The 25,508-nt window shown below is 40.2% G+C and carries 26 protein-coding genes and 1 pseudogene; 21 read left to right on the plus strand and 6 right to left on the minus strand.

Going from position 1 to position 25,508, the window contains the following annotated elements; all coding sequences use genetic code 11:
* The first annotated feature begins 20 nt into the window (after positions 1-20).
* The 10 genes from SR187_RS00940 (at position 21) to glnA (ending at position 8,986) form a co-directional block, all read left to right on the plus strand.
* Positions 21-1,217: an iron-containing alcohol dehydrogenase gene (locus SR187_RS00940; protein ID WP_120171224.1), complete on the plus strand. Its 1,197-nt coding sequence runs from the start codon at positions 21-23 to the stop codon at positions 1,215-1,217.
* A 12-nt stretch (positions 1,218-1,229) separates the two neighbouring features.
* On the plus strand, positions 1,230-2,072 hold the full coding sequence (locus SR187_RS00945; RefSeq protein WP_120171225.1) for an aldo/keto reductase: 843 nt from the start codon (positions 1,230-1,232) through the stop codon (positions 2,070-2,072).
* 179 nt (positions 2,073-2,251) lie between these two features.
* Positions 2,252-3,448 carry a phosphoglycerate kinase gene (locus SR187_RS00950; RefSeq protein ID WP_024531838.1) on the plus strand — a complete coding sequence of 399 codons (1,197 nt, stop codon included), beginning with the start codon at positions 2,252-2,254 and terminating at the stop codon, positions 3,446-3,448.
* A gap of 210 nt (positions 3,449-3,658) precedes the next feature.
* Positions 3,659-4,525, plus strand: a complete 867-nt coding sequence (locus SR187_RS00955) for an Rgg/GadR/MutR family transcriptional regulator (RefSeq protein WP_120171226.1) — start codon at positions 3,659-3,661, stop codon at positions 4,523-4,525.
* Positions 4,526-4,798: 273 nt separating this feature from the next.
* Complete coding sequence (locus tag SR187_RS09885; protein ID WP_155971120.1) at positions 4,799-4,966, plus strand: hypothetical protein; 168 nt, start codon at positions 4,799-4,801, stop codon at positions 4,964-4,966.
* Between the two features lie 2 nt (positions 4,967-4,968).
* Positions 4,969-5,133 (plus strand): class III lanthionine synthetase LanKC N-terminal domain-containing protein, encoded by a 165-nt coding sequence (locus SR187_RS10305; protein WP_447466675.1) that lies wholly within the window; start codon positions 4,969-4,971, stop codon positions 5,131-5,133.
* A 33-nt stretch (positions 5,134-5,166) separates the two neighbouring features.
* Positions 5,167-6,408: an MFS transporter gene (locus SR187_RS00960; protein WP_120171227.1), complete on the plus strand. Its 1,242-nt coding sequence runs from the start codon at positions 5,167-5,169 to the stop codon at positions 6,406-6,408.
* A 242-nt stretch (positions 6,409-6,650) separates the two neighbouring features.
* Positions 6,651-7,166 (plus strand): FUSC family protein, encoded by a 516-nt coding sequence (locus SR187_RS00965; protein ID WP_120171228.1) that lies wholly within the window; start codon positions 6,651-6,653, stop codon positions 7,164-7,166.
* Between the two features lie 75 nt (positions 7,167-7,241).
* Positions 7,242-7,613 (plus strand): MerR family transcriptional regulator, encoded by a 372-nt coding sequence (locus SR187_RS00970; RefSeq protein ID WP_024531834.1) that lies wholly within the window; start codon positions 7,242-7,244, stop codon positions 7,611-7,613.
* Positions 7,614-7,639: 26 nt separating this feature from the next.
* Positions 7,640-8,986 (plus strand): type I glutamate--ammonia ligase, encoded by a 1,347-nt coding sequence (gene glnA / locus SR187_RS00975; RefSeq protein WP_024531833.1) that lies wholly within the window; start codon positions 7,640-7,642, stop codon positions 8,984-8,986.
* 80 nt (positions 8,987-9,066) lie between these two features.
* Here the strand turns inward: glnA and rnjA are convergent, their stop codons facing one another.
* Positions 9,067-10,746 carry a ribonuclease J1 gene (gene rnjA, locus SR187_RS00980; protein WP_024531832.1) on the minus strand — a complete coding sequence of 560 codons (1,680 nt, stop codon included), beginning with the start codon at positions 10,744-10,746 and terminating at the stop codon, positions 9,067-9,069.
* Positions 10,747-10,749: 3 nt separating this feature from the next.
* Positions 10,750-10,980 carry a DNA-dependent RNA polymerase subunit epsilon gene (locus tag SR187_RS00985; RefSeq protein ID WP_024531831.1) on the minus strand — a complete coding sequence of 77 codons (231 nt, stop codon included), beginning with the start codon at positions 10,978-10,980 and terminating at the stop codon, positions 10,750-10,752.
* Between the two features lie 400 nt (positions 10,981-11,380).
* Here SR187_RS00985 and SR187_RS09890 point away from each other — a divergent pair, with 400 nt between their 5' ends.
* The 6 genes and pseudogenes from SR187_RS09890 to tsaD all read left to right on the plus strand — a co-directional run bounded on the left by SR187_RS09890 (position 11,381) and on the right by tsaD (position 14,395).
* Complete coding sequence (locus tag SR187_RS09890) at positions 11,381-11,554, plus strand: hypothetical protein (RefSeq protein ID WP_155963954.1); 174 nt, start codon at positions 11,381-11,383, stop codon at positions 11,552-11,554.
* A gap of 107 nt (positions 11,555-11,661) precedes the next feature.
* Positions 11,662-11,943 carry an Rgg family transcriptional regulator gene (locus tag SR187_RS00990; protein WP_231996438.1) on the plus strand — a complete coding sequence of 94 codons (282 nt, stop codon included), beginning with the start codon at positions 11,662-11,664 and terminating at the stop codon, positions 11,941-11,943.
* A pseudogene (locus tag SR187_RS10225) lies at positions 11,933-12,178 on the plus strand (ATP-binding cassette domain-containing protein); the annotation flags it as partial. The gene SR187_RS00990 and the pseudogene SR187_RS10225, both read left to right, overlap by 11 nt.
* A 99-nt stretch (positions 12,179-12,277) precedes the next feature.
* Positions 12,278-12,961, plus strand: a complete 684-nt coding sequence (gene tsaB, locus SR187_RS01000) for a tRNA (adenosine(37)-N6)-threonylcarbamoyltransferase complex dimerization subunit type 1 TsaB (RefSeq protein ID WP_120171230.1) — start codon at positions 12,278-12,280, stop codon at positions 12,959-12,961.
* The gene (gene rimI / locus SR187_RS01005) at positions 12,958-13,398 is read left to right on the plus strand and encodes a ribosomal protein S18-alanine N-acetyltransferase (protein ID WP_120171231.1); all 441 of its coding nucleotides are present in this window, start codon (positions 12,958-12,960) and stop codon (positions 13,396-13,398) included. Before tsaB ends, rimI begins: the two co-directional genes overlap by 4 nt.
* Positions 13,388-14,395 carry a tRNA (adenosine(37)-N6)-threonylcarbamoyltransferase complex transferase subunit TsaD gene (gene tsaD / locus SR187_RS01010; protein ID WP_120171232.1) on the plus strand — a complete coding sequence of 336 codons (1,008 nt, stop codon included), beginning with the start codon at positions 13,388-13,390 and terminating at the stop codon, positions 14,393-14,395. The genes rimI and tsaD overlap by 11 nt, the downstream gene beginning before the upstream one ends.
* Before the next feature lie 117 nt (positions 14,396-14,512).
* Here the strand turns inward: tsaD and SR187_RS01015 are convergent, their stop codons facing one another.
* Complete coding sequence (locus SR187_RS01015; RefSeq protein WP_024531825.1) at positions 14,513-15,349, minus strand: AraC family transcriptional regulator; 837 nt, start codon at positions 15,347-15,349, stop codon at positions 14,513-14,515.
* Positions 15,350-15,571: 222 nt separating this feature from the next.
* Here SR187_RS01015 and SR187_RS01020 point away from each other — a divergent pair, with 222 nt between their 5' ends.
* The 5 genes from SR187_RS01020 (at position 15,572) to SR187_RS01040 (ending at position 22,237) form a co-directional block, all read left to right on the plus strand.
* Positions 15,572-16,846, plus strand: coding sequence for a sugar ABC transporter substrate-binding protein (locus SR187_RS01020; RefSeq protein ID WP_120171233.1), 1,275 nt, complete (start codon positions 15,572-15,574; stop codon positions 16,844-16,846).
* A gap of 188 nt (positions 16,847-17,034) precedes the next feature.
* Positions 17,035-17,928, plus strand: coding sequence for a carbohydrate ABC transporter permease (locus tag SR187_RS01025; RefSeq protein ID WP_120171234.1), 894 nt, complete (start codon positions 17,035-17,037; stop codon positions 17,926-17,928).
* Positions 17,929-17,938: 10 nt separating this feature from the next.
* Entirely contained in the window at positions 17,939-18,769 is an 831-nt protein-coding gene (locus SR187_RS01030) for a carbohydrate ABC transporter permease (RefSeq protein WP_120171235.1), read from the plus strand.
* Between the two features lie 9 nt (positions 18,770-18,778).
* Positions 18,779-20,980: an alpha-galactosidase gene (locus SR187_RS01035; RefSeq protein ID WP_120171236.1), complete on the plus strand. Its 2,202-nt coding sequence runs from the start codon at positions 18,779-18,781 to the stop codon at positions 20,978-20,980.
* Positions 20,981-21,217: 237 nt separating this feature from the next.
* Complete coding sequence (locus tag SR187_RS01040) at positions 21,218-22,237, plus strand: YeiH family protein (RefSeq protein ID WP_032537859.1); 1,020 nt, start codon at positions 21,218-21,220, stop codon at positions 22,235-22,237.
* Positions 22,238-22,384: 147 nt separating this feature from the next.
* Here the strand turns inward: SR187_RS01040 and SR187_RS01045 are convergent, their stop codons facing one another.
* The 3 genes from SR187_RS01045 to SR187_RS01055 form a co-directional block, all read right to left on the minus strand.
* Entirely contained in the window at positions 22,385-22,774 is a 390-nt protein-coding gene (locus SR187_RS01045) for a hypothetical protein (protein ID WP_120171237.1), read from the minus strand.
* A 368-nt stretch (positions 22,775-23,142) separates the two neighbouring features.
* Positions 23,143-24,765 carry a hypothetical protein gene (locus SR187_RS01050; protein WP_120171238.1) on the minus strand — a complete coding sequence of 541 codons (1,623 nt, stop codon included), beginning with the start codon at positions 24,763-24,765 and terminating at the stop codon, positions 23,143-23,145.
* Between the two features lie 9 nt (positions 24,766-24,774).
* Positions 24,775-25,473, minus strand: coding sequence for an ABC transporter ATP-binding protein (locus SR187_RS01055; protein WP_120171239.1), 699 nt, complete (start codon positions 25,471-25,473; stop codon positions 24,775-24,777).
* Positions 25,474-25,508: the final 35 nt, after the last annotated feature.

The raw sequence follows: 25,508 nt of genomic DNA on the forward strand, positions 1-25,508 counted from the left end.
AACTTTGGAAAGGAAATAAGATGAGAAATTTTCGCTTGCAAATTCCAACGGATATCCGTTTTGGAAGGGAGCGCTTGGCTGAATTGCCAGAGGTTTTATCAGCCTTTGGGAAAAGAGTGCTTTTTGCTTACGGAGGTGGTTCGATCAAAAAATCTGGTCTCTATGATAAGATTACTCAGCTTTTAAACGAAAATGATTTTACAGTTGTCGAATTAGCAGGGATTGAGCCAAATCCCCGCATTGAATCGGTTCGTCAAGGTGCAAGCTTGATCCGTGACAATGACTTGGAAGTCATCTTGGCTGTTGGTGGGGGATCAGTTGTAGATGCCAGTAAGGTCATGGCAGCAGCCGTTTACTATGATGGGGATGCTTGGGACTTGGTTGAAGATTCTAGTCTGATTGGCAAGGCCATTCCGATTGTTGATGTACTGACCCTAGCTGCTACAGGGACGGAGATGAATCGCGATGCGGTGATTTCGAATATGGCCATCAATGAAAAGCTCGACACCAGTGGTTGGGAATTGATTCCAAGAGCTTCTTTCTTAGATCCGAGTTTGACTTTTACGGTTTCCAAGTGGCAAACTGCTGCAGGAGCCGCAGATATGATGAGTCATCTTTTTGAGCAATACTTTAATCGTACGGAAGGAGTAGATGTTCAGGATAGTATAGCAGAAGGTCTGCTAAAAACCATCATCAAGCATGCCCCTGTAGCTATCCAAGAACCTGAAAACTACACTGCTCGGGCTAACTTGCTCTGGGCTTCAACTCTGGCTCTCAATGGTTTGGTTTCTAAAGGTCGTATTGATGGTTGGACTTGTCATCCGATTGAACACGAACTATCCGCTTATTATGATATTACTCACGGTATTGGCCTGGCTATTTTGACACCACGCTGGATGAAGTTCTGCATTGATACAGATCCAACAACTCATACAAAATTTGCAACTTACGCTCGTACCGTCTGGGGACTTGATGGAGGTTCTGATGAAGAATTAGCAAGACAAGCTGTTGCAAAGACTTACCACTTCTTTGAAAGTCAACTGGAAATCCCTATGACTTTGCCTGAAGTCGGTATTGAAAATCAAGATTTGGTCAGGGAGATGAGCGAGAAGGCGGTTGAGCATGGTAATCTTGGCCAAAATATTTTTGTGACTTTGGATGTGTCAGATGTAGAACAGATCATCTCAGCATCCTTTAACCCAATGAAAACATTTTAATGGAGGACATTCATGGAAAACTATACTTTATCTAACGGTGTAAAAATCCCAAAAATTGGTTTTGGAACTTGGCAAATCTCAGAAGGGGAAGAGGTTTACAATAGTGTCAGTCATGCCCTCAAACTTGGCTATACTCACGTGGATACTGCTCAGATTTACGGTAATGAGGTGGGTGTTGGTCGCGCGATTGCAGATAGCGGCTTGTCTCGTGAGGATATTTTCTTGACGACCAAGGTTTGGAATGATAAGCATGATTATGAATTAGCAAAAGCTTCAATTGATGAATCTTTGGAAAAATTAGGTGTTGATTATGTAGATTTGCTGTTGATTCACTGGCCAAATCCGATAGCCTTGCGTGAAAATGATGCATGGAAGTTAGGGAATGCCGGTGCTTGGAAGGCTATGGAAGAGGCCTACAAGGCTGGAAAAGTCCGAGCAATAGGCGTCTCTAATTTTATGATTCGGCATCTGCAAGCTCTCTTTGAAACGGCTGAAATCAAGCCTCATGTTAATCAAGTTCTATTGGCACCTGGTTGTCCTCAAGAAGAATTGGCTCATTTCTGCCGTCAGCATGATATTTTGCTAGAGGCATACAGTCCTCTTGGAACAGGCTCTATCTTTAGCAATTCGGTAGTTCAAGAAATTGCAACAAAATACGAGAAATCCGTTGCTCAAGTCGCTTTGCGGTGGTCTTTAGAAAAAGGTTTCTTACCGTTGCCAAAATCTGTTACTCCTAAAAATATTGAAGCCAATTTGCAAATCTTTGATTTTGAGCTGACTGTAGAAGATATTGCAGAATTGGATAAGGTTGAAGGGGTTAGTCAGCAGAAAGATCCTGACCAAGTTGGTTTTTAACGAAGAGGAGACTATAATATAAAAAGAAAAAACAAGCAGACATTCGGATATGCAGAGTTACCCTTGAAAAGGGAGAGTATATAATGTTACATTCCTCACAACATTGGATGTTTCTATCGTCATTTACCAAATAATATGCTATAATGAGTAGGATAAAAAATTTTAAGGAGTCTTATCTAATGGCAAAATTGACTGTTAAAGATGTTGATTTGAAAGGTAAAAAAGTTCTTGTTCGTGTGGACTTCAACGTACCTTTGAAAGATGGTGTTATCACCAACGATAACCGTATTACTGCGGCTCTTCCAACAATCAAGTATATTCTTGAACAAGGTGGACGTGCCATCCTCTTCTCTCACCTTGGTCGTGTGAAAGAAGAAGCCGATAAAGAAGGCAAATCATTGGCTCCTGTAGCTAAGGCCTTGGCTGAAAAACTTGGTCAAGATGTTGTTTTCCCTGGTAGCACTCGCGGTAGCGACTTGGAAGCAGCTATCAATGCTTTGGAAGACGGGCAAGTTCTCCTTGTTGAAAATACTCGTTTTGAAGATGTTGATGGTAAGAAAGAATCTAAAAACGACGAAGAACTTGGTAAATACTGGGCTTCACTCGGTGACGGTATCTTCGTTAATGATGCATTTGGTACTGCACACCGTGCACATGCATCAAACGTTGGTATCTCAGCTAACGTAGAAAAAGCAGTCGCAGGTTTCCTTTTGGAAAACGAAATTGCTTATATCCAAGAAGCAGTTGAAACACCAGAGCGTCCATTTGTGGCTATCCTTGGCGGTTCAAAAGTATCTGACAAGATCGGTGTTATCGAAAACTTGCTTGAAAAAGCTGATAAAGTCCTTATCGGTGGTGGTATGACGTATACCTTCTACAAAGCGCAAGGTATTGAAATCGGTAACTCACTTGTAGAAGAAGATAAATTGGATATTGCAAAAGCTCTTCTTGAAAAAGCAAATGGTAAATTGATCTTGCCGGTTGACTCAAAAGAAGCAAATGCATTTGCTGGTTATGACGTAGTACGTGATACAGAAGGCGAAGCTGTTTCAGAAGGTTTCCTTGGTCTTGACATTGGTCCGAAATCAATCGCTAAATTTGAAGCTGAACTAGAAGGCGCTAAAACTGTTGTTTGGAATGGACCAATGGGTGTCTTTGAAAACCCTGACTTCCAAGCTGGTACTATCGGTGTGATGGATGCTATCGTAAAACAACCAGGCGTTAAATCCATCATCGGTGGTGGTGACTCAGCAGCAGCAGCCATCAACCTTGGCCGTGCAGACAAGTTCTCATGGATTTCTACTGGTGGTGGTGCAAGTATGGAGTTGCTGGAGGGTAAAGTTTTACCTGGTCTTTCTGCACTTACTGAAAAATAAGCATTTCCAACGAAAAGCCTTGAAAAATCAAGGTTTTTCTCGTATTCTCTCTGTTTTCCAAGTATAATGGGCTTAGAATGTCGGAGTGAGGAGAAAAACAAACCACCATGAGTCTATTCTTTTAGAAAAATTTGCAACAATCAAGCTATAAAGTTCTTTAAAACTTGGGATTGAACATTCTCACTAAAATTGTTTTATGAGGAGAAAAATATGAACTACATGGGTGAAATATTTAAAGATTTAAGGACGAGCAGAAAAATTTCTCTGAAGGAAGCTACAGGGGGGAAATTTTCTTATTCCATGTTAAGTAAATTTGAAAATGGAGAATCAGATATAACCATTTCAAAATTACTCATTGCTTTAGAAAATATTGATACAGAATTAGCTGAGTTTGTTTATCTAGTTAGAGGCTTTCAACCAACAGCCTATGATGCATTAAAAGCTAGTATATGGGATGCAAGAAATAAGCGAGACTTATCTCTATTACAAAAAATGCATCAAAATGAGATGAATGAGTATGAAATTCATAAAAAAGATAGTCATTTACTAAAAGCCCTCATTATTAAAGGTCACATGTGTTTATTTGATGATAATGTTGAAATAAGTGATCAAGAATTAAAGTTTTTGTATGATTATTTGTTTTTTATAGATATATGGGGAGAGTTTGAGCTGAAATTATTTTCTGATGTCGCCACTTTGTTACCATTAGATTTATATTTTCAATATACCAGAGAAATGCTTCAAAAAGCTGATTTTTTGGGAGATTTAAGAAAAAATAAAAACTATATACATACAATCTTATTGAATGGGCTATTTAAGTCTATAAATGAAAAAAAATTAAGCAAGGCAGCCTATTTTGATAAACAAATAAAGAATCATTTTTTTGAGGAAAATGATAGTTATTTACGAATAGTGTACATGTTTGCAGATGGACAACATGATTGTATCAAAGGAGATAAGGAAAACGGCATCAAGAAAATGGAGACGTCAGTGGAAATTTTAGAACATTTAAATTGTACAGATAGTGCAGAATATTATCTGAATAGCATGAAGCACTGGCTGAAAACTGTTGAATAAATTAAAATGTGATAGTTTAAATAAAAAAGAGTTTATCTAAAAAAAACCTTTGTTATAGAGTTTTTTTGCGGATAACTCTTTTTTTTTTTGAGTGATAAAATATGAAAACTTTATTTTGAATACTGTTTAGTAAGTTATAATGTGCTTATAAAAAATAGAGGAGGAAAATGATATGATACAATTTGCACTTGAAGCAAGCAAATGTTCTGAACCAATTCAAGATATTGTCGTGACAGATAAATGTCAAGTTCACTTGATAGAAATGAGAGTACGATGAAAAATACAATTTTAACAAAATACTGCAATTCAGAAGAAGCAGAAAATTCAAATACAAAAAGTTTTGAAGAAACATTTGAACGATATATTGAAAGTAAAATAAAAGAAATAGTACATAATCCTAAGAAATATCCATTTATAAAAATTATCAACAATGGAAAATAAATATGAAGTCATCACAGTTTAAGTACCATGAAATAAGTTGGTATGATCTACCTGAATTTGGATTTAAAATTCATATTTCAGGAACTATAGAAAACTACACGGACATGTATGAGTTGGTCATTCCTTATTTGATTTCTAAGAATGTCTCGTTTAAATGCTTAGAATAAGTCAATACAAAGAAATATATTTTGAGGTGGGCGATGAAATTATTATTTAAAAACAGTGTATATAGAGTAATAACTTTTTCGAGAATGTTGAATTCCTTGGGTTCATATATCTATAATTTAGTTTTTATTATCTATGCATCCAGTTTACCCCAAGCTACTTTTGCTGTATTTATAGCGAATATGGTTACAGTTATTCCGACAGTTTTTACATTTTGGGTGGGGATAAAGGCCGATCGCACTCGAAATAAGGTGCGATTGATGATTGCTGTTGGCTTTATCCAAGCTATCTTATTTACCTTAGTTGCTTTTATGATTGAGAATAAAACCTTTTTTGTGTTTTCTTTCGTTTGTCTATTAAATGTAGTTAGCGATGTATTAAGTGACTATGCTTCTGGTTTACGTCTCCCTATTTTACAAAAAAATATTCAGAAAGAGGACTTGTTTGAAGCTTATTCTTTTTCCCAATTTTCTTCATACCTGTGTAATATAGTGGGACAAACTTTCGGTGTGTGGTTGCTTACGGTATCAAATAATAACTTTTCCTTTGTAGCAATAATAAACGCATTGTCGTTTGTACTATCTGCTGTTGTCCTTTTAATGAATAAGAAAAAACTGAGTCATGAACCTGTTATTGCTTCAGATCAACAAGATTCTTTATTAAAACAATTCAAAGAAATGTACAGCAATATGAATGATATTTTTAAAAAATCAAACAACACTTCTTTTATAAAAATATTATTATCAATATTGGTTATAAATGCGTTGGGTGGAGCAGTTAGTAGTATTTACAATTTCTATTTTATGCAACACGGATTATTTAGCTTGAGTTATGGTCAATCTCTGCTTGTAGTTCAAATCGTATTATTGGTAGGGGCTATTTGGGGTAGCTTAACTCCGCATGATTATTTTGCAAAGAAAAGCTTTTCTACTCTGTTGGTAATCAACAGCTCTCTTTTTGGGATTCTTGGATTTGTAAATTCCACTTTTTCCAGTCCACTATTTGGAATAGTTGTATTGTTCTTTGCTGCTTATATAATGGGAAAATCAGTCCCTAAATTAGATGCTCTACTTATGGAGAGTCTACCTTCAAATATTTTAGCACAAAGCAATAATTTTTTAGGAATGTTGTTCACACTATCACTTCCTGTTGGAACATTCATTTTTTCCTCTTTAGCAACCTATAATATAAATATTACTTGGTTTGTATTTACTATTGTTTCAATGGTTGCCCTATTTTTCTCTACTAGTAAAGATTTACAGAGTAATGAAAAGTAATCATTTAGTGACATTCCAGAGGAAGTTAAAAATTTAATTTTAAGGGAATCTTAGACAGATTTGCAGTCAGTGATGGGGATGACAAGAGAGCATCCCTATTTTTGTGTATGATCTGCGGTATAAAGAGGTAAACGTAGGATGTTTTTTGATTGTCATTTCTGGTTCATTCATCGAATGATAAAAAGAAGCGTCACTTCCAGCTTTAGAGCATATTTTAAGGAGAATCATGGTAGAATAGAGATATGTTTAAGAAGTATAGATTTGATCCAAAGAAATTTAGATTAGGCATGCGGACCTTTAAGTCAGGTTTAGCAGTTTTTTTGGTGATTTTATTATTTACCTGTGTGGGGTGGCAGGGTGTTCAAATTGCAGCGCTGACAACGGTTTTTAGTTTGCGGGAAGATTTTGATCAGAGTGTGCACTTTGGTGCGTCGCGCATTTTAGGAAATACCATAGGTGGTCTATATGCCTTGCTATTTTTTATCATCAATGGTCTCTTTCATAATCATTATCTGGTGACACTTATTTTGGTTCCGATCTGTGTTATGTTGACCATCATGACCAATGTGGCAATGAACAATAAGGCAGGAATCATTGGTGCAGTGTCAGCTATGCTGATCATCTCTCTTTCTATTCCGGCTGGGAACACGATTCAGTATGTTTTCATTCGGGTTTTTGAGACATTTATAGGTGTCTTTATTGCTATTTTAGTCAATTATGATATAAACATAATAAAAAAGCGCTTTCAAAATAAATGATGTAATAAAATATAACATTATCTATTGACCTAAAAAATGTTTTCTCCTATAATGATAGGCAGAAAGGAGTTCGTTATGAGAGAAAAAGAGTTTCGTCGTTCTTTAGCTATCTTTCCGATTGGCAGCGTAATGAAATTGACTGACTTAACAGCCCGTCAAATTCGTTACTACGAAGATCAAGGCTTGATTAAACCGGATCGAAATGAGGGCAACCGTCGCTTGTATTCTCTAAATGATATGGATTTACTCCTAGAAATCAAGGATTTTTTGAATGAGGGATTGAATATTGCCGCGATTAAAAAGGAATATGCAAACCGTGAGGCAAAGGCCAAGCTTCAAAAACAACAGAAAACCTTGACGGATGAGGATGTACGCCGCATCTTACATGACGAATTCAGTCGTCAAGGGCGATTTTCAAGTCCTAGCTCCATTTTTCGTTCATCATAATGAGTTTTTTAATAGAGGAGAAAACAATGGCATTTACAGTAGCGGACATCCAGCGTGATATAAAAGAGAAAAATGTTACCTTCCTGCGTCTAATGTTTACAGATATTATGGGAGTAATGAAAAACGTAGAAATTCCGGCAACCGATGAGCAGGTAGATAAGGTTCTATCAAACAAGGTGATGTTTGATGGTTCATCTATTGAGGGGTTCGTTCGTATCAATGAATCAGATATGTATCTTTACCCTGACCTGAACACTTGGACTATCTTCCCTTGGGGTGATGAAAATGGTCGTGTAGCAGGGTTGATTTGTGATATTTATACAACAGAAGGGAAGCCGTTTGCAGGTGACCCTCGTGGGAACTTGAAAAAATCTCTTCGCCACATGGAAGAAGTTGGTTTTTCATCCTTTAACCTTGGACCAGAGCCAGAATTTTTCCTCTTTAAGATGGACGAGCAAGGCAATCCAACACTTGAAGTGAACGACAAGGGTGGGTACTTTGATCTGGCACCAACAGATCTTGCAGATAATACCCGTCGTGAGATTGTTAATGTGTTGACAGAGATGGGCTTTGAAGTAGAAGCGAGCCATCATGAGGTAGCTGTTGGGCAGCATGAAATTGACTTTAAGTATGCGGACGTTTTGAAGGCTTGTGATAATATCCAGATTTTCAAATTGGTTGTAAAAACGATTGCCCGCAAGCATGGTCTGTATGCAACCTTTATGGCGAAGCCTAAGTTTGGTATTGCAGGTTCTGGTATGCACTGTAATATGTCTTTGTTTGATAAAGAGGGGAATAATGCCTTCTTTGACCCGGAAGATCCACGTGGTATGCAATTATCAGAGACAGCCTATCATTTCCTTGGTGGCTTGATTCAGCACGCTTACAATTATACTGCGATTACAAATCCGACAGTCAACTCCTACAAGCGCTTGGTTCCGGGGTTTGAAGCTCCTGTCTATATTGCTTGGGCAGGTAAAAACCGATCGCCTTTGGTACGTGTTCCAGCTTCGCGTGGTATGGGAACACGTTTGGAATTGCGTTCGGTCGATCCGACAGCCAATCCCTACTTGGCGATGGCTGTCCTCTTAGAAGTTGGTTTGCATGGGATTGAACACAAGCTTGAAGCGCCAGCACCGGTAGAGTCAAATATTTATGCTATGTCCGATGAAGAACGCCATGAAGTCGGAATTACAGATCTTCCGTCAACACTCCACAACGCCTTGAAAGCTCTTCGTGAGGATGAAGTGGTGCGTGCAGCCTTGGGAGAACATATCTACATAAACTTTGTAGAAGCGAAGAAAATTGAATGGGCGAGTTACGCAACCTACGTCTCACAATGGGAAATTGATAATTATTTAGATTTGTACTAAGAAGAGGCCGACAGGCTTCTTTTTTATGGAAAATAAAAAAGATTGAAGGGTGCACAGAAAGGCTTCTTCAATCTTTTTCGTTAACGATCTGGTGTGAGGAGCATGGGAATAATAATCGGCTCACGTTCTGTTTTTTCGTAGAGGAATGGACGTAGGGCATTGACGATTGCACCGTTGACCGTTTGAATATTGGCATCTTTGTTTCTCATAGCGATACGGATGGCGTTAAAGAGGACGCGTTGGCTTTCGCGAATGAGATCGCCAGATTCTCTCATATAGATAAAACCACGACTGAGGATGTCTGGGCCTGCCAAAATCATTTTAGACTGGAAGTCAACGGTTGCAACAGCTAGAACGACACCGTCTTCTGACAAATCGCGACGATCTTTGAGGACAGCAGCACCGATTTCACCGATACGGTTTCCGTCAACGTAGATGTCCTGAGCGTTGAATTGACCAGCAATTCGTGCAGAGTTCTTTGTGAGAGCTAGCACATCTCCGTTTTCCATGATGAAAATGTTATCTTTTGGAACACCAGTATCTACTGCCAGACCAGCATGGATTTTTTGCATGCGGTATTCACCATGTACAGGCATGAAGTATTTTGGCTTGATGAGGCGCAACATGAGTTTTTGTTCTTGTTGGCCACCGTGTCCGGATGTATGAATGTTATTGATTTTACCGTGGATAACATCAACACCAGCTTCAATCAAGATATTGATGAGTTTGTTTACTCCTGTGGTATTTCCCGGAATAGGGCTAGATGAGAAGATAACGGTATCTCCTGGCTGGAGTTGAACCTGGCGGTGTGTGCCATGAGCAATACGTGATAGAGCCGCCATCGGTTCGCCCTGACTCCCTGTACAGAGAATCATAATCTCGCTGGCTGGGTATTCTTTGATTTCGTTTGGTTCGATGAAGGTATGTTTGGGAACCTTGATGTAGCCTAGTTCAATACCGTTAGCGATAGCTTTCTCCATAGAACGACCAAAAACTGCAATTTTACGTCCAGTTTTAACCGCTGCATCTGCTGCTTGTTGGAGTCGGAAAATGTTGGAGGCAAAAGAGGCAAAGATGATACGTCCGTGGATACCTTCGATCAGTTTCATGATGGATTGACCGACCACCTTTTCTGAATTGGTAAAGGTTGGAATTTCTGCGTTGGTTGAGTCGGATAAGAGGCAGAGCACCCCTTCTTCTCCAAGCGCTGCCATGCGGTGCAAGTCAGCGGGCTCTCCAACGGGTGTCAGGTCAAACTTGAAGTCACCAGTACAAACAATTTTTCCCTGAGGGGTGTCAATGACGATACCGAGTGGTTCGGGGATAGAGTGGGTGGTCCGGAAGAAGGTGACTTTTAGGTGTTTAAAGGTCAGTTCGGTGTTGTGGTTGATTTCATGCAAAGATGCGTCACGCAGTAGACCATGTTCTTCTAATTTGCCGCGAATAAGAGCAAGGGCAAGCGGACCGGCATAGATAGGGATATTGGCTTGCTTGAGCAAGAATGGGATACCACCGATATGGTCTTCGTGTCCGTGGGTAATGACTAGGCATTTGATACGGTCTAGATTTTCAACGATGTAGGAGTAGTCCGGGATAACGTAGTCGATACCTAATAGGTCATCTTCTGGGAACTTGATGCCTGCATCGACAATGATAATTTCATTCTTGTATTCGATACCGTAGGTATTTTTCCCGATCTCACCCAAACCACCGATGGCGAAAACACCAACTTCATGAGGTTTTAGATTAACTGATGACATGAATTAAAACTCCGTAATTTTGAAATCTGCATGCTCTTTCTCGTATTCAAGGTGATTGTCTGATAAGAGGTCAATAAATTCAATGTTGTATTCTGGGCGATTTGTTTCAACTAATTCGCGGGCAATGATCCGACCTTCTAATTCTGATGGAGCATCGATGTCTAGGTAGAGTGCGCGTGTTTGTTCGCGTCGAGGGCTAATTTTTGATTCTTGATAGAATACTTTGTAAATCATGTGTGGTATAGTTCCTTTCTTTTGACTGGCAACTACGAAAAAAGCCCCAAACAGTCAATCTGTTTGGTAGTTGTTATTCAATTTTCTTGAGTTGTCGATTTCTTCAGTCTAATTATTACTCCTTATTATATCATAAAAATGGTATTGGTAAAAGGAATTGATAGGGAAATGAAAGGTGTAATGGTTTTCAGAAAAAAGAAGTCAAGGATTGTGATTGATATACAAAGTTGACAAAAATATTATTCGTTATTATGATAAATGTAAGTGGTATTTTCGGTTACTAAATAAAAAGGAGAGGGCCATGGAAAACGTACCGCAAGTAGGTCTAGGTGAGTTTTATAGCGAACTTCGTCGTTCTTGATTGGTTAAGCAAAAAGATGTCGTCGGTGGAGAGTTTACGATGGCTCAGTTGTCGCACTTTGAGTCAGGTAAGTCTATGTTGGCAGCAGACAAATTGATACTGGCAGTTGAGGGCATCAACATGACCATGGAGGAATTTACCTATAAGTATCATGGTTATAAAGAAGCGCCACATATCGAACTAGCCAATCTAATTTCGGATCTGTATTACTAGCAAGATAGGGAGGGGTTGTTGGCATTGTTTGGATCAGACCTTTTGAAAGCCGAGGGTCCCTCTATGCAAGACTAAATGGAATTGTCATTAAGGTAGCACTTGTTGCTTTGGATGGGGGAGATCATTTTGACGAGGAGGATAAGAAGTTTCTCGCTGATTATCTATTTGCCATTGAGGAATGGATGAGTTTTGAGTTGTATTTGTTTTTAAATGCTCAAATGTTGTTGAATGACAATATGATCGTTAGTTTATTATCTGAGCTGAAGAATGAATCTACGAGTTACCGAAATTTAAGAAAGTATAGAGATTATTTGAAAAAAATACTTATCAATTCGGTTGGCTTGCTGAATGAATTTACAGATATTCTTAATGTAAAAAGTAGAGAATAATGGCGAAAATATCTCAGGTGGTTAGCGAGTTCGTTTAGAAATTGCACGCTTCCTCTTGCGGAAAAAGGATGTTCTTTTGGCGGATGAGGTTACGGCAGCCTTGGATGAGAAAAATGGTAAGGCTGTTCGTCAGCTTTTACATTTCTTGCCAATCATGATAGTAGAAATTGCTCATCATATTGATGACGATATTCGGTATAATCAAGTATTGGAATTGAAAAGAGGAGAGAAATAGAAGGGACTGGGAAATAGTTATCTCAGGCTTTTCCATTATTTGAAAAATTCCCCAAGATAGCTTACAATAGGGGGTAGCATTGTATAGAAAGAGAAAACCATGAAAATTTTAGCTTTAGATAGCTCCAATCAGGCCTTGTCTGTGGCTTTGGTGGAGGATGACCGTTTGCGGGCGGAGACCCTCCTGACCATCAAGAAAAATCATAGTATCAGCCTGATGCCTGTTATTGATTTTTTGATGGAACAGGTGGGGTGGATACCAAAAGACTTGGATAGAATCATCGTGGCACAGGGACCTGGTTCGTACACAGGTCTCCGAGTAGCGGTAGCAACTGCTAAAACCCTAGCTTATACCTTAAAGATTGAGCTGGTGGGAATCTCTAGCCTTTATGCCTTGGTACCTCCGGGGCTTTCTGGTTTGGTGGTTCCCCTCATTGACGCCCGCCGTAACCATGTTTATGCAGGTATTTATGAAAATGGCAGAGCGGTAGAAGCGGATAAGTATTGGTCTTTTGAGGAATTGATAACTAGTTTGTCAGCTAGAGAAAACCTTACTTTTGTGGGAGAGGTGACAAACTTTGTCACACAGATTGATGAAGCGTTGCCAGCGGCAACCTGTCAAGCTAGTTTTCCATCGGCCTATCAGATAGCCCTGCTTGGAAAGGACTTGCCAGCGGTTGATGTGATGAATTTTGAGCCGAATTATCTCAAGCGAGTTGAAGCAGAGGAAAATTGGCTCAGGGACAATGAAGCAGGTTCAGAAAGCTATATTAAACGTGTATGATAGAGATTAGGCAATACGATAGGCAAGTAGATTTAGCGGCAGAAATTTACGCTGTCATGGCTTGTGTTTATCAGGTATCTCCTTGGACTTTGGAGCAGATTCGATTGGATATGGCAGGGGAGCATACCTACTATTATCTAGCTTATGCAGGTCAAGAGGTGGTTGGTTTTCTGGCTGTTCAGACGGTGTTGGATGAAATGGAAATTTTGCAGATTGCTGTCAAGACTAATTTTCAGAGGCGGGGAATTGCTAGTCTCCTGTTGGCTTGTGTGATGGAATGGGAAGGGGACATCTTTCTCGAAGTGAGGGAGTCCAACTTAGCAGCTCAGTCCCTCTATACACGCCAACATTTTACTAAAATAGGAAAACGAAAGAGCTATTACCGTTATCCTATCGAGGATGCAGTGATAATGAAGAGAGAACGTGATGAAAGATAGATTGATTTTGGCGATTGAGACTTCTTGTGATGAGACCTCAGTGGCTGTTTTACGCAATGAAGCGGAACTGTTGTCCAATGTAATTGCTAGCCAAATTTCCAGCCACCAGCGTTTTGGTGGTGTGGTACCAGAGGTAGCTAGTCGCCACCATGTGGAGGTGATTACGGCCTGTATTGATGAGGCCTTGCTGGAGGCAGGGGTAACTGCTGGAGAATTGACAGCTGTAGCGGTGACTTATGGACCGGGTCTGGTTGGAGCGCTCTTGGTCGGTCTTTCAGCAGCTAAAGCTTTTGCTTGGGCCAATGGTCTACCCCTGATTCCGGTTAACCACATGGCAGGACACTTAATGGCGGCGCGTGCGGTAAAGGAGTTGGAATTTCCACTTCTAGCACTCTTGGTCAGCGGTGGGCATACAGAGTTAGTCTATGTGTCAGAGGCAGGTGACTATAAGATTATCGGTGAAACGCGAGATGATGCAGTCGGTGAGGCTTATGATAAGGTGGGGCGAGTGATGGGGCTTTCCTATCCGGCAGGTCGGGTTATTGATGAGCTGGCCCGTGAGGGGAAAGATATTTATGACTTCCCTCGTGCTATGATTAAGGAAGATAATCTGGAATTTTCATTCTCTGGTCTCAAATCGGCCTTTATCAATCTCTACCACAATGCCCAACAAAAAGGGGAGGTATTATCCAAGGCGAACCTGTCTGCTTCTTTCCAAGCCTGTGTTTTGGATATTCTTATGGCCAAGACCAAGAAAGCACTGGAACGATACCCTGTGAAAACCTTGGTCGTAGCAGGTGGTGTAGCAGCCAATCAAGGCTTGCGAGAACGTCTGGCAGCGGAAATGACAGATGTAGAGGTTATCATCCCACCGCTTCGTCTCTGTGGCGACAATGCAGGTATGATTGCCTTAGCGGCGGTTAGTGAGTACAATAGGAAGAATGTTGCAGGCTGGGACTTGAATGCCAAACCAAGTTTGGCTTTTGAGAGCCTATAGTTTATGAAAATAACATTGAACTGGGTGTACTTTAATCATTTGTACCCTCATTCTCTGGCGTTTATATTTAACAAAAGGATAAAAACAACCTCTTACGGTCGTGCAATCGTAAGAGGTTTATTTATGAATCTTTCGCCAGCGATTTGGGGACATTTGATAGTGTCTCTTAAAGGCAGTTGAGAAATTGAATTGATTGGAATAACCGATTTCTTCAGCGATTTCCTGCAAGGTCTTGTTAGTGTTTTTCAGGAGTTCACAGGCCTCGCTTAAACGATATTGAATGATGAACTGCTGCGGAGAGATGTTCATTTGTTCTTTGAACAGCCGACTGAAATAGTGGCGATTGAGGTTGCAAAATTGTGCCAAATCATCAACGGAGATAGCTTTTTCATAGTTTCGTTCCACAAAATTGATGGCCTCACGAATATAAAATTCCTTATTTTCATCATGTCTACTGCTCGTTTTTGTTAACGAGCAGTCTATCAAGGAGGAAATAAATAGATAGAGATGACCAAGAAGAAGTGCACTTTTCTGATGATGCAGTGCGAGAATCTGTTTCATCTCATAATAGACTGGGCTGGTAGTTGGGGTGTCCCTTTGTGAAAAGATGGGTTGTTCCTTTGAAAGCCCAGCCTGACGCAGAAAGTGTTCTGTTTTCAATCCATCAAATTCAATCCAAATGTATGTCCAAGGGTTTTGCTCGTCTGCCTGATAGCTACAGATAGTATCTGGTGAGATGAGGAAGCCTTGTCCAGCTTTTAGAGGGTAGTCTCTCTGGTTAGAAGTATCGTAAAAAGTTCCTGATCCGGAGATAACATAATGGAACAGATAGTGTTGTTTCATGGTTGGACCAAATGAATGAAGCGGTTGACAGGCTTCCATGCCAAATTGGATAGGATAAAAGTCGACGTAAGAACGATTGTTAAAAACGTAAAACTCAGGTTGTATCGCCATCAGTAATTCTCCCTATCTCCCCACATTTTTTGTAAAGGCTTACAATCAGTATAGCATATTTATATGCAAATGTGACATTTTATTTGGAAAAATTAGAAAATATCCCAAAATCATATAGAAGATGTCAAATATTCCTATTCTATAAAAAATCACTTACATGGTATAGTTATCTTAGAAAACAACGTAAGTCGAATGATTCGACAAAAGAAAAGGGGTATTACGATGAAGAAATGTGGGCGCTATGTAGCATTGGTTGCAGCTGCTAGTCTTTTGGTAGCCTGCTCTAGTTCTAAGGGGTCTAGTGGTGCAACGAAGGAAAGTAGCTCTGGAAAAACTGAATTGTCCTATGCAATTTGGGACTCAGGTCAAGAGCCTGGACTGAGAAAAATTGCAGATGAGTTTGAGAAAAAGAATCCAAATATTAAAATCAATATTCAGGTGTCGGACTGGGATTCTTACTGGACTATGTTAGAAGCTGGTGCTACAGGTGGTTCGTTGCCGGATACTTTCTGGATGCACTCAAATGAAATCCATCGCTATGGAGCTAATGATATGCTACTCCCACTGGATGAGTATCTTGCTAAGAGTGAGGATGCGAAGTTAGCGAATTTTCCAGACGGTTTGAACAAAATTTACAATATCAAGGGTAAGCAGTATGCTATTCCGAAGGACTTTGATACGATTGGTCTTTGGTACAATAAGAAATTATTTGATGAGGCAGGTATTCCCTATCCAGATGATACCTGGGATTGGAATAAGCTGAAAGAAGTTGCCAAGAAGTTAACGAAAGAAGACGGTAGTCAATACGGTTTTGGCGCTGGTTTAAGCAATCAAGAAGGCTATTACAACTTTATCTATCAAAATGGTGGTAAGGTAATCACAGACAATCTCAAATCAGGTTATGATGATCCTAAGACAATTGAAGCTTTAAATTATTATTTCAGCTTTGTGAAAGAAAAGCTGTCTCCGGCAATTACAGTGGATAAGGAGCGAGCTGAGGTCTTCCAAAATGGTCGAGTTGCCATGAGTCTCTTCGGTTCTTGGAATTTAGCTGGCTTCACTGCAAATGACTATATTCGCAAAAATGCGGATGTAGCTGTCTTGCCGAAGGGACCAGATGGAACTCGTGCAACTATCTTTAATGGTTTGGGGCATGCTATTTCTGCTAAAACGAAGAATCCAGAAGCGGCTTGGAAGTGGGTTGAATATCTCAGCTCAAAAGAAGCTCAAGAAATGCAAGCGACCTTGGGTGTAGCTATCTCAGCTTACAAAGGCGCAGCCAACACTTGGGTAGAGTCAAATAAAAATTTTGCGATTAAGAACTACGTGGATATGGTGGAGTATGCACAGATCCGTCCGTATTCACAATCAACCATCAAGTGGGAAGATAAGGCTTATGAACTATTGAAACCAGCCTACCTTGGTGAAAAAACAACAGAAGCTGCTGCCAAGGAAACAGCAGATATGATGAATGCAGAATTAGCAACTGAGAAATAGCCAGGAGGTCTAGGGAAGTAAATCTCTTCCCCGGACCTTCTTATACTCTATGAAAAGCAAATGGAGAGCACAGCTTATGTTTTCTATCGAAGTCGGTCTGACGATTTGCTTGGGTCATCTCTGGTGGTGTTTTACACTTAATATTGATGTTCATTGAGTATGCTGATAAAAATAGAAGGATGGGTAGTATGTTTCGGAAAAAGGGAAGTTTAAACGAGGCAATTTGGGGCTGGGCGATGGTTGCACCGACAATTGTTGGTTTAATAGTGCTCAACATTATTCCCATTTTTCAAACCATGAAGATGAGTTTCCACAAGAGTGGGGATTTTGGGAAGAATGATATGTTTGTTGGTCTAGCAAATTACCAACGGATGCTAGGAGATGCACAGGTATGGCAGGCGACATGGAATACCATGAAGTATACGATTTTGGTCGTTCCAGCTACGGTTGCACTGGCTATGTTGTTGGCGGTCCTACTCAATTCCAAAATAAAAGGTAAGCATGTTTATCGGACCATTTTTTTCCTACCTATGGTTGCGGCGCCAGCTGCTGTAACCATGGTTTGGAGATGGTTGTATAATACTGATTTTGGTTTGATTAACTATGTTTTACGCCGCTTGGGGTTTGGAGCTGTTAACTGGATTGAGGACCCTAAGATTGCTCTGTATTCCATTGCTCTTATCGGAATTTGGAGTACAGTCGGGTACAGTATGATTTTGATTTTAGCAGGTTTACAAGAGATTCCTACGGATTTCTACGAGGCGGCTCGTATCGACGGTGCCAGTCCAATCAAGCAATTCTTCTCCATCACCCTGCCACTTGTTTCTCCGACTCTTTTCTTTGTAGTAGTGACTAGTGTCATTCAATCCATGCAGGTATTTGATGTGATTTATATGATGGAGGACATTCGTAGTCCAGCTTATGATAAGACGGTGTCTTTGGTTTATCTATTTTACAATAATTCCTTCAAGTATTCAGACAAGGGATATGGATCCACTATCGTCATGCTCTTACTATTGATTATTCTTGTGATTACCTTTGTTCAGATGAAGGTACAGAAAAAATGGGTACATTACCAGTAAGGAGGTTCATGTGAAACACTCGGCTTTTAAATCAACTATCTGGATGCATGTCTTTCTGATTATGGTGGCATTGGGAATGCTTATCCCCTTTATCTGGATGGTATTGACATCTTTTAAAACAGTAACAGAATCCACTCAGATGAATCCCTTCCAAATTTTACCAAGTAAGTGGATAGTTAATAACTATACGGAAGCTATTCGAACCAATAACTTTCCTATTCTTTATGTTAATACGATTTTGATGATGTTGTGGCGAATCTTCAGCTCGGTCATGTTTTCTGCTATGGCAGCCTACGCTTTTGCACGACTGGAATTTCCGGGACGAGATTTCTTGTTTGGTCTGGTCCTTTTCCAAATGATGGTACCGCCGCAATTATTTGTCATTCCGCAGTATTTGATGATTGACCAACTCGGTATGCGCAATACGATTTTTGCTTTAGTCTTTCCGGGACTGGTCAGTGCATTTGGAACGTTCCTGTTACGTCAATTTTTCATGGGGCTTCCAAAAGAATTGGAAGAATCTGCTAAGTTGGATGGCTGTAATATTGGACAAACTTTTTTCAAGGTGATGTTACCCTTGGCTAAGTCTGGTCTGATTGCCTTGGCGATTTTCACGGCTCTGTTTGCTTTTAAAGATTTGTTGTGGCCATTGATTATCAACTCAGAAGCGGATAAAGCAACTCTGTCCAGTGCCCTTTCTAAAATTCAAGGTGCTTATGCGGTTAATTATCCTCAACTAATGGCAGCAAGTGTCTTGGCCATTTGGCCTATGCTTGTTCTTTACGTGGTATTTCAGAAGCAATTTATTCAAGGGATTGCCACATCTGGTGGAAAATTATAGGAGGCTACAATGGGAATTATCTTTCATCAAGAGACAAGGGAATTCCATCTTTACAATGATTTTATCAGCTATGTATTAACGGTATTGCCAAACGGTCATATTGGGAATCTGTACTACGGAAAACGAGTGACAGAGACAGTTTCCTATCAGTATGTCCGCGAGGATGAATATCGGGCGCTAACATCATTTCTAGTTGATGATGGCTCGTCCTTCTCACTCCAGTATGCCAATCCAGAATTTGCTTGCTATGGGACGACAGATTATTTTTCGCCGGCCTTTGAATTAGTGCAAAAAGATGGTAGTGCCTTGTCACATTTTGTCTATCAAGGGCATAACATCTATTCAGGCCGATCGGTTTTGCAGGGCCTTCCTTATCTTTATTTAGACGAGGATAGTCAGGCAGAGAGTTTAGACATTTATTTGGTGGACAAGAAATCTCAAACTCGTCTAGTCCTGTCCTATACGATTTTTAGAGATTATCCAGCGGTTACACGTTCAGCTCGTTTTGAGCAGCTAGGAGAGGAATCTATTCGTTTAAATCGTGCTCTGAGCCTGACTCTTTGTCTACCAGATATGGACTATGACTGGATTCATCTAGATGGAGCTTGGGGGAGGGAACGACACGTACAAGTATCTCCCCTGCATCAGGGCTGCCAATCTATTTATAGTCTGAAAGGGGCAAGCAGTGCTGAGCACAATCCCTTTATGGCCCTAAAACGCCCAACTGCTGACGAACATCAAGGAGAGGTGCTTGGTTTTGCTCTGGTTTACAGCGGAAATTTCTTAGCCCAAGTTGATGTCAGTTCCTTCCGAAAGGTTCGTGTCAGTATGGGGATTCATCCAGAGAGATTTTCTTGGAAACTAGAGCAGGGAGAGGTTTTTCAGACTCCTGAAGTCGTCATGGTTTACAGTGACCAAGGTTTGAATGGTATGAGTCAAACCTATCATGGTCTCTTCCAAAAGCACTTGGTAAGAGGTTACTGGCGTGATCAGGAACGACCTGTCCTACTGAATAATTGGGAAGCCATGAATTTTGATTTTGATGAAGAAAAGATTATTTCTTTGGCCAAGGCAGCTTCAGATTTGGGTGTTGAATTATTCGTCATGGATGATGGATGGTTTGGGAAACGCAACCATGATCGAGCGGGTTTAGGGGATTGGATAGTCAATCGGGAAAAGCTGCCGAGTGGCTTAACGGGAATCATTGAGCAGATACATGCTATGGGGATGCAGTTTGGGCTGTGGATTGAACCTGAAATGGTAAATAAGGATAGTAATCTATATCAGGAGCATCCAGATTGGATTCTTCATCATCCTTGCCATAGTCCGTCACATGGTCGCCATCAGTATACCTTGGATTTATCAAGAGAAGAAGTTTATCAAAATATCTACAGTCAACTCCATCGCCTCTTATCAGAGCATGAGATTGATTATATCAAATGGGATATGAATCGTTATATGACAGAAGTTTATAGTTGTACACGAGAAGCAGACCGTCAAGGCGAGATATTCCATCGTTATATCCTCAATTTGTATCGTTTGTACGATAATTTGCTTGAAGCCTTTCCAAAAGTTCTCTTTGAGTCTTGTTCCAGCGGTGGAGCAAGATTTGATCCAGGAATGCTTTATTATGCACCACAAACTTGGACCAGTGATGATACGGATGCTATGGAACGCTTGAAAATTCAATATGGCACTAGTATGGTTTATCCCTTGAATAGCATGGGATGTCATGTTTCGGCCTGTCCCAACCAGCAACTAGGACGCTCTACTCCTTTAGCTACTCGTGCGAATGTTGCCTTTTTTGGCAGTTTTGGTTACGAACTTGATTTGTTTGAATGCAATCAAGAGGAACTAGAAGCTATACGAGAGCAAATCACCTTTTATAAAACCTATAGAGAAGTTTTCCAACAAGGGCTTTTCACACGACTTAAAAGTCCATTTGAAGGAGAGGTAACAGCGTGGCAGGTTCAATCCTCAGACGAGAAACAAGTGATCGTCGGCTACTATCGTCGTTTAACGACAGCAAACCTTGCCTATGACCGGCTTCGCTTGTGTGATCTAGATGCGGAAGCTCGTTACCAAGTAGATGGGGTTACCTACACCGGCAGCCAACTGATGTATACCGGATTGTCTATTCAACACGGAGACCATGTTGGAGAAAATAAGGATTTTACTTCTTGGATTAAGGTTCTTGAGAAACAATCTTAGTCTCCCTATCCGCAGACTCAGCATCCCTGCTGGGTCTGTTTTCTAGAAGACGATTTGATGTATAGACACCTATTTTTCCCTAGCCGATATGAGTGGAATCATGGTATGAGTTGAAAAACAGTTATCATTATGAGAGAATGAGAAGATAGTTCTCCAGTGCATGTATGAAATAACCATACTCAATGAAAATCAAAAACAGATGAGTAAGTGTGTACTGGTTCTAGAAGGGAGTTATTGATGAAAGAAAATACCAAAGGTGTCGGACTTTGCTTCTTACTGGCTTTGTTGGGGCAATGGTTAGGTGGACTATTGCCGTTAGTGGGTGGTTCTGTCTTAGCTCTCCTAATCGGCCTGTTCTTAAACCCCTATATACCTAGAGAAAGTACCTTTCAGTCAGGCTTGACTTTTACTTCCAAGAAGCTCCTACAATATGCAGTAGTTTTCTTAGGATTTGGACTAAATTTGTCAGTAGTCTTTGCAGTCGGACAACAATCGCTTCCGATTATTCTTTCTACTATCAGTCTAGCCTTGTGTTTGGCTTTTCTGATGTGGAAATACTTACCAATCTCAGCGCATTTAGCAACGCTGATTGGTGTAGGGACTTCTATTTGTGGAGGCTCAGCTATTGCGGCGACCGCACCGATTATCAAGGCAGATGATGAGGAAGTAGCTCAGGCCATTTCCGTTATCTTCTTGTTTAACATCCTAGCTGCCTTGCTTTTTCCCAGCTTGGCAACCTGGCTCGGTTTCTCGACAGATTCAGGTCAGGCCTTTGGGATGTTCGCTGGAACAGCGGTCAATGATACGTCCTCGGTGACAGCAGCAGCTTCTACTTGGGATGGGCTGCATGGACTGGGGAGTCAGACTCTGGATACTGCGGTGATGGTCAAGTTGACACGCACCTTAGCGATTATTCCTATTACGACAGGCTTGGCCATCTGGCAAACCCGTGGCAAGACGGTAAACGCAGACAGGAAGTCGCTCTTGGCAAACTTTCCGACTTTTATCCTATATTTTATTTTAGCTAGTTTGGTGACAACAGTGGCAAGTGCATGCGGTGTCAGTTCTGAGGTATTTGCCCCTCTCAAACACCTATCCAAGTTTTTCATCTGTATGGCTATGGCAGCAATCGGCTTGCGAACCAATCTCATCAACCTACTGAAAAAAGGTCGCTCAGCTCTCCTAGTTGGTCTAGCCTGCTGGATTGGAATTACGGTACTAACCTTGGGATTACAAGCAGCATTGGGAATATGGTAATAGTCTACGAAAATTGAATAGAAAAAGCCAAACACCTTGTACGATGTTTGGCTTTAGTCTGAGATAGTTAGTATGAAAATCACTAAAGCATTAAATAACATATTTTCCCATTTTGACTAACTTATAAATAATTGGGAAATGGCTTTGTTATTTAAAGTAAAGGCGTTTACTGATTTTTTCTACTCCTTTATTATAACCCCATTTATAAAAATCTTTTAATTTTCTTTCAATGCCTTTATTATTAGATCTTCTATGATAAAACCCATCTTCTTGCCCTTTATCGTAGACTTCTCTAGCTTTTTGACCTTCTGCATATTGTTCTCTATAGTAAAGAAATACGGAATCACTTGCGTTCATACCTTTTTTAGAAAAGCCATCTTCAAATCCTCTCCTTGAGATGTCATCGTCTTTAGTTAGATTTACTCTCTTAATAACATCATTTACATCGAGACCATAAGAATAAGCATGAGCTGTTGAATCAGATGTGATAGTAATAGCTGCAAGCAATAAACCCGTTAATAGAACTTTTTTTAACATTGAGTGCGACTCCTTTATTTATTTTTTTGAAAGAGAGGGGATCCCTTCTCTCTTCCTGACATGCTTATTGTACCAAACTTCCAATGATCGGAACTGTTTATTATCTGCAGGTAATCTGTTTTTTTTCTGTTTTTTTGTAAGCGCATTCTTTTGAGTGTAGTGACAAGTTAAGATGGAATTGTCTGAACAAGGTTTTAGGCACTATAAGAAGCCATTAAGCGATTTGTGTACAATACATAGAATGTCTTAAAGTGCAAATCCGAGTCTTCTGAGAGGTTTTAGATTTAGCCTAAGTGATTTGTTATGTCGAGAAAATTTTAGTCAATAAGCCGAAACAGCCTCTCGAATGAGAAGGCTGTGTTTTACTATTATGCTTTCAGTCGGAAGGTTTTTGGTGCTTTCTTTAGCAGTAGCCAGTATCCAATGGCTACATAGGCAAGCATCCCCAGAGAAACCAATAAAATGTAGGTCTGGCTGCTGATTCTTAGCCGGGTATTGAGATAGGCGATCCAGTAGAGAGCACCACTGAGGAAACGATAGACAGGGTTGACCACTTCCATGTCCTTGGTAAAGGGTTGGAGGATGTAATAAATAAACAAATCATGGAAGGAAAAGAGTGCGGTCAGGCTGGTGAGAAGAAGCGCTGTCAACAGGTAGCTTGAGAGAGGAAGACTGGCGCGAGTCAAGATAAGCAGACTCAGCAATAAACTTCCAGAAAAACAAGCATTCCATTTTGCAGTCTGAGCAAAACGATAGTTAAAACCAGCGATAATGGTCTTTGGCTCACGATAAAATGGATAATGAAGCATAGAAATATCGCAGTTAACAAAGACCATTTGGGCAACAGCCTTCCCCATAGAGGCAACGTACATAATCATAAAAGCAAATGGAAGAGCCGCAATATAGTCAGTATTTGCTATCTTAAAATCAGCCTTGAAAAACCAGATAATAGCTTCCAAACTAAGTAGAATAGCTAGAAGCAAAACCAGACGAAACCGCAATTTTTTGAATAGGATGGAGTGGTAGCGGTCAAATAGCAGAGCATTTAAGTAAGTCATGCCAGACAGATGGGATAGATCTTTTCCTTTGTCTAAGCTCAGCTTATCTTGCATTTGCAGTCCTTGACGAGTATAATCATTGCCCTTTGTTAATTCCGCAATTTTCTTGTCCATCTGCAATGATTCGTCCATACAATGTTGAAGATAATCTAGATCATTGGTCTGCTTCTTCAAATAACGATAGCCAGCCCAGATTAAAAAAGGTTGACATGCTAGAGCTAGCAAAAGGAATTTGCTAGAGAGTTGATTTTTAAAGAAGAACAGAAGTCCAAGGATAAGGAAAGCACTAATCATAATCCCCCATGACTGCCAAGAATTTTGACGGACCAGTATGCGACGATTAAATAATAAGCGATTAGTAGCGTGTCCAGCAAAATGCCCAGCGGGAATCGTTAATAGTCCCACAGGGAAATAAATCCATTCCCCTGTAGAAAAGCAGTATACCAAAAGAGCAGGAAGATAGTAAAGGCTTGTCAGGATAGGCTCTACAAAGAGCTGACTTTGGAGAAAACTAGAGTGAGATAGATCGAAATTCTGCATAAATTCCCGGTCGGCTTTGGCGATAAAAGGCTCAAAACCCTTGCTAAAGCGATAGCCGTAGCCGACAAAAATCATCCAGGAAGTAAAGCCCAAAAGCCAGACAGTTTCTTGATGGTGGAGTGGAGCAGAATGTTTTTGTAATAGGTTGACCACAAAGGTGGCAATGCCAAAATAAATAGCCAACCAAATTCCTTTTACAAAGAGCCGACTAGGAATGGTCAGAAAGTGGAGAACAAAGAAAAGACCAGACTTGAGATCGTAAGCTTTAAAAATTGTTGCTGGAATCTTCTTGCCCAGTAACGGGAGTTTTCTTAAGTAATAGAAAAATCCATTTATAGACCGATAAAGATTGTACTTTTCTTTATACCAAAAATAACGCAGTATAGTTTTCATATCAACCTCCTATTCAGCTGTCAGAAGGTCCACGATTTCCTCTTCAAAATCAGGATCGTGCAATTTATCACTCGAAACAGCCTGCAATTCTCTATGATGAAGAAGAACAATCTCGTCGCAGAGGTCTTGGGCTAATTGTAGAATATGGGTGGAGAAAATGATAACAGAATCCTTTTTTGCCTCGCGGATTAACTGCTTAAACTCATGTGCAGCTACCGGATCAAAGGAAGTCAATGGCTCATCTAACAAGAGAACGGTAGGCTGGACAATCAAGGATAGGAGCAACTGAACCTTATTTTGCATTCCATGGGAAAAATCTTTTAGCAAGCGGTGTTGGTCATTTTCTTCAATACCAACCAAGCTCAGCCATTCCTCGGGGCTAAGATGCGATTTAAGCTGGTTTTTGTGAATATCCATGTAAAAACGAATAAACTCAAAAGCTGTCATAAAAGCAGGCAACTGAGGATGGGTTTGTGTAAAACCGATGTCTGTATTCTCATAGTCATGAGTCTGCCCGTCTTCAAAAAAGTAAATACTGCCGCTGTCCAAGGTCAAATTACGGGCGATACAGTTAAAAAGCGTTGTTTTACCAGCTCCATTCCTTCCCAACAAGCCATAAATTTTCCCTTTTTCAAACTGAAAAGAAGCACCTTCTAGAATAATCTTATGATCAAATTTTTTTGAAACAGATGATAAATGTAGCTGCATGGGGATCCTCCTTGTTACATTGTTATAAATCTATC

This window comes from Streptococcus ruminantium (genome assembly GCF_003609975.1).
Taxonomy (GTDB): domain Bacteria; phylum Bacillota; class Bacilli; order Lactobacillales; family Streptococcaceae; genus Streptococcus; species Streptococcus ruminantium.

What these genes read in the sequence shown, in the direction of transcription:
- SR187_RS00940 (WP_120171224.1), top strand. Translation starts at nt 21, where the DNA reads ATGAGAAATTTTCGCTTGCAAATTCCAACGGATATCCGTTTTGGAAGG.
- SR187_RS00945 (WP_120171225.1), top strand. Translation starts at nt 1,230, where the DNA reads ATGGAAAACTATACTTTATCTAACGGTGTAAAAATCCCAAAAATTGGT.
- SR187_RS00950 (WP_024531838.1), top strand. Translation starts at nt 2,252, where the DNA reads ATGGCAAAATTGACTGTTAAAGATGTTGATTTGAAAGGTAAAAAAGTT.
- SR187_RS00955 (WP_120171226.1), top strand. Translation starts at nt 3,659, where the DNA reads ATGAACTACATGGGTGAAATATTTAAAGATTTAAGGACGAGCAGAAAA.
- SR187_RS09885 (WP_155971120.1), top strand. Translation starts at nt 4,799, where the DNA reads ATGAAAAATACAATTTTAACAAAATACTGCAATTCAGAAGAAGCAGAA.
- SR187_RS10305 (WP_447466675.1), top strand. Translation starts at nt 4,969, where the DNA reads ATGAAGTCATCACAGTTTAAGTACCATGAAATAAGTTGGTATGATCTA.
- SR187_RS00960 (WP_120171227.1), top strand. Translation starts at nt 5,167, where the DNA reads ATGAAATTATTATTTAAAAACAGTGTATATAGAGTAATAACTTTTTCG.
- SR187_RS00965 (WP_120171228.1), top strand. Translation starts at nt 6,651, where the DNA reads ATGTTTAAGAAGTATAGATTTGATCCAAAGAAATTTAGATTAGGCATG.
- SR187_RS00970 (WP_024531834.1), top strand. Translation starts at nt 7,242, where the DNA reads ATGAGAGAAAAAGAGTTTCGTCGTTCTTTAGCTATCTTTCCGATTGGC.
- glnA (WP_024531833.1), top strand. Translation starts at nt 7,640, where the DNA reads ATGGCATTTACAGTAGCGGACATCCAGCGTGATATAAAAGAGAAAAAT.
- rnjA (WP_024531832.1), bottom strand. Translation starts at nt 10,746, where the DNA reads ATGTCATCAGTTAATCTAAAACCTCATGAAGTTGGTGTTTTCGCCATC.
- SR187_RS00985 (WP_024531831.1), bottom strand. Translation starts at nt 10,980, where the DNA reads ATGATTTACAAAGTATTCTATCAAGAATCAAAAATTAGCCCTCGACGC.
- SR187_RS09890 (WP_155963954.1), top strand. Translation starts at nt 11,381, where the DNA reads ATGGCTCAGTTGTCGCACTTTGAGTCAGGTAAGTCTATGTTGGCAGCA.
- tsaB (WP_120171230.1), top strand. Translation starts at nt 12,278, where the DNA reads ATGAAAATTTTAGCTTTAGATAGCTCCAATCAGGCCTTGTCTGTGGCT.
- rimI (WP_120171231.1), top strand. Translation starts at nt 12,958, where the DNA reads ATGATAGAGATTAGGCAATACGATAGGCAAGTAGATTTAGCGGCAGAA.
- tsaD (WP_120171232.1), top strand. Translation starts at nt 13,388, where the DNA reads ATGAAAGATAGATTGATTTTGGCGATTGAGACTTCTTGTGATGAGACC.
- SR187_RS01015 (WP_024531825.1), bottom strand. Translation starts at nt 15,349, where the DNA reads ATGGCGATACAACCTGAGTTTTACGTTTTTAACAATCGTTCTTACGTC.
- SR187_RS01020 (WP_120171233.1), top strand. Translation starts at nt 15,572, where the DNA reads ATGAAGAAATGTGGGCGCTATGTAGCATTGGTTGCAGCTGCTAGTCTT.
- SR187_RS01025 (WP_120171234.1), top strand. Translation starts at nt 17,035, where the DNA reads ATGTTTCGGAAAAAGGGAAGTTTAAACGAGGCAATTTGGGGCTGGGCG.
- SR187_RS01035 (WP_120171236.1), top strand. Translation starts at nt 18,779, where the DNA reads ATGGGAATTATCTTTCATCAAGAGACAAGGGAATTCCATCTTTACAAT.
- SR187_RS01040 (WP_032537859.1), top strand. Translation starts at nt 21,218, where the DNA reads ATGAAAGAAAATACCAAAGGTGTCGGACTTTGCTTCTTACTGGCTTTG.
- SR187_RS01045 (WP_120171237.1), bottom strand. Translation starts at nt 22,774, where the DNA reads ATGTTAAAAAAAGTTCTATTAACGGGTTTATTGCTTGCAGCTATTACT.
- SR187_RS01050 (WP_120171238.1), bottom strand. Translation starts at nt 24,765, where the DNA reads ATGAAAACTATACTGCGTTATTTTTGGTATAAAGAAAAGTACAATCTT.
- SR187_RS01055 (WP_120171239.1), bottom strand. Translation starts at nt 25,473, where the DNA reads ATGCAGCTACATTTATCATCTGTTTCAAAAAAATTTGATCATAAGATT.